1 protein-coding gene is annotated in these 2859 nt (G+C 61.9%); it reads left to right on the top strand.

Features of this window, described 5'->3' with window-relative positions:
- A partial coding sequence (locus WCB02_RS26885) for a hypothetical protein (protein WP_423962790.1) occupies positions 1-2859 on the top strand: 2859 nt, incomplete at both ends.

Raw genomic sequence — 2859 nt, 5'->3', positions numbered from 1 at the left:
CTCTACAACCTCCTGCCGCCGGAAGCGCGGCAACACCTGGATTCCCCGGACCAGATCAAGGTGGACGTATTCACGAGGATGCTCGCCGAAGTCCCTGGCGGGCTGGAGCAGCTCATCGCCGACATCCACGCCCATCCGCTGGGCTACGACAGGGTGCAGGACAAGCAGCTCTACAGCAGGTTCAGGGATCTGCTGGAGAGGGGCGGCGCAACCACGCGCATCCTGTACGAATTGATCCCGCAATATTGCGGGACGCCCCATTATTCGACCGCCACGCCCGTCCCTGCGACGATGAAGGGGTCCCATGTGCTCGATGGGAACCTGGCCGAGTTCATATTGGACCTGTACTACAAAGGGAGTCCGGAATTGGCCGCCAAGGTCGACGCCTCCCTCACCGGCCCCAATTTCTCCGACGTGGTTACAACCGGCCACGTGTCGCACACCAACCCGATCGAGTACATCGTCGGGCGGATGCTCCAGTATCCCGGCCTGTTCCCCGCCATCGGCGAGATCACCGGCATCAAGGAAATGGTTACCCAGCAGCTCGGGCAGAAATGGGGATGGGATGCCAGGCACGACAAGTTCCGCCAGCTTCTCGTCCACGCCAACCAGACCGGACAGATCATCGTTCTGCATAACGACTGGGGCGATCATGGCAAGTCGGCCGCCGGGCGGCCGAGCGCGGCAGTAACGAACTACGAAAATCTGCCGCTTTTGATGAACCGTTTCTCCGGCGATGAATTCCGGCAGGTGCAGATCGTGTTTGCCCACACCGGCCTCGGCCGGCTGGTGCGGCCGGACGCTCAGATGAGCGAAAAGACCCATGTGATCAAGCACTGGGAGTGGGACCCGGAGACGGGGCGGGGATGGAATGATCCGAGCAAGGACAAGGAGGTGACTGTCAACGCTCCCGAGCACATCCACAAGCTTTACGAGCTGTTCGAGGCCGTGCCGAACGCCCGGGTGGACATTTCCTGGAACGACGTGACTCAGGCCTACATGCAAATGATGCATTCCCATCCGGAGGCGGCACAGGCGGTCGTCGATTTTTTCATCCATCACCAGGACCGCATTCTGTTCGGCAGCGACACCGTAAAGCCGGTCAATGAGGCGCATTACAACCAGGGTTTGATGACCGGTTCGCCACTCTTCACTGAGATTGCACTGCAGGATCCGGATGCCGCCTTCAAGATCCTGCGCGGCAACTATGATGAAGCGCTGAAGCTCGCCTATAAGCGCAGCGACGAATGGACGGAGAAGGCGCTGAAGGAGCGCTCCGACCCCGACGCTCTCGCGAAGGTGGCCGAAATGAAGCAGAGGCGCAGCACGCTCGACGCGCACCACAACAGGATGGGGCGGGAAGCGCGGCAACGGTTCGATGCGTGGGTCGCCCAGGTCGAGCGACAGTCCACGGTCTGGGATGACGGCTTGCTCGACAACGCACGCCAGGAGCTGAACGCCAATCTAGCCAGCGCACGCGAAAAACTGGCGGCCAAGGTCGGCAGCGGCGCGCCGAGCGATCAGGAACAGGCAGATTTTGCTGCCTGGGAACGGGAACTGAAAGACTTCGATATCTGGCAAGCCACGGTCAGAGGAAAGCCCACGCCTTGGAGTACCGACGTCCAGAAGGCGCTGGCTGCCAAGGAGTTCGGCATCTTCCAGCAGATCGCCAACCAGCATAGCGGCCCATGGCACCTGGAACGCCAGACCGGCCCGATTGCTTCGGACCCGGTTTCGAGGATGCTCCAGGCGCTGGAAATGAACGACCTTGGTCTCCGGACCGGCCCGGGAACATCGGGTGGCGACAACAACGCCGATAGCAAGCTCGAAAAACGCGCCGTTTTGGCCTATGTCGGGATCCTGGCCGCCGTCGCCGGCGCCGCAACCGGCGTCAGTGCAGGCCTTGGTCATGCCATGTCTCCCTCTGCAGGAGGGGGCTATACGCCGGGGGTTCATGGCTCCACCTTTGCGGACCTCGGAAATAACGTTGCGTTCGGCTCCCGCTTCGCCGGCAATGTCGGGAGGTCCGCCTATCTCCAGAAGATGAGACTGCAATGGGAGCCGATCTTCGAGGAGGGGTTCGCGACCCGCGACTTGCTCGACCGCTATGTCAGCCGCATGCTCAACGCGGCGCCTTATATCGGCATCACGTCGCGGCAGCGCGCGCACATCGCGGGGATGACTGAGCAGCTCTGGAAGGACATCACCTTCCTGAGAGCAAAGCCCCTCGATCCGGCCAGTGGCTGGACGGAAAAGCAGAGATACCTCGCCATCAGCGCCAAGATTGGCGAGTATCAGATCTCGGTCAGCCGCGAGGGCAATCTGCAGGATTCGTCGCTGAATGCCGCCGATCCACGCCGGCAGCAGGGCCAGTGGTTGCGGGGCGTGCAAGTGACGACCTACGGCTTCAACCTGGCCGTCGCGGCGCACGGGATTGCGTCCGACAGCGGGCTGCTTTCGCAGGGCCACGCAGGCAATTTGGCGCTTGCGCAGGCCGCCGTGCAGATGTCCCTGAATGTGTTGTTCGCTGCGGGGAACACAGGCTTGTTGGGCCATACCGGGATCTCGGCCGGCGGAGGCCTGGCCGGCGTCACCAAGATAGAAAACAACAAGTTCATGCAAATACTTCAGGCCGCCAGCAATACCCTCCTCACAGGCGGCGGCGCGGCCTTGTCAGCCAACGAATGGATGACGTTGGCGCATGCCCTGCAGAACAACGCCGGCACCCTTTCTGAGGCCTGGCCCGCGTTCCTGGGGGCTGTCTGGGCGCTTTGGGCCAGGCGCATGGGCCAAATCACCGCTCAAAGGTGGAGAGTGACCTTCAACAAGCGGATGCCTTCATCAATCGATCAGGAAAGG

Origin of the sequence: Bradyrhizobium sp., assembly GCF_049581145.1 — a bacterium.
GTDB lineage: Bacteria > Pseudomonadota > Alphaproteobacteria > Rhizobiales > Xanthobacteraceae > Bradyrhizobium.
This window is presented reverse-complemented; position numbering and strand designations above follow the sequence as displayed.